This is a genomic window from Desertibacillus haloalkaliphilus, from assembly GCF_019039105.1.
Lineage (GTDB): Bacteria > Bacillota > Bacilli > Bacillales > KJ1-10-99 > Desertibacillus > Desertibacillus haloalkaliphilus.
This window is the reverse complement of record NZ_JAHPIV010000592.1, coordinates 1-330: the sequence shown is the minus strand read 5'-3', so window position 1 is coordinate 330 and position 330 is coordinate 1. Positions and strand designations below refer to the sequence as shown.

Here is a 330-nt window from a genome sequence, read left to right as displayed (position 1 = left end):
GAAGGGGAAGAAGGAAAGGGAAGGAAGAGGAGAAAGAAGGGGGAGAAGAGGGAGGAGAAAAGAGAAAGGGAGGAGGGAGGAAAAGGGAAAAAAAGGGGAGAGAAAAGAAAAGAAAAGAAAGGGAAGAAGGGGAAGAGAGAAAAAAAGAAGAGGGGAGAAGGGGAGAAAGAAGAGGAGAAGAAGGGAAGAGGAAAAAAAAAGAGAGAGAAAAAGGAAAAAGGAAAGAAAGAGAAAGAAAAAAAGAAGAAGAAAGAAGGAAAGAAAAAAGGAAAAAGAGAAAGAAGGGAGAAAAGAAAGGAGGGAGAAAGAGGGAAGAAAGGAGGGGGGGAA

At 42.1% G+C, this 330-nt stretch carries 1 protein-coding gene; it reads left to right on the top strand.

The window, feature by feature from the left end; translation table 11 throughout:
• On the top strand, window positions 1-330 hold a 330-nt coding region (locus KH400_RS30445), incomplete at both ends, for a hypothetical protein (protein WP_217228727.1).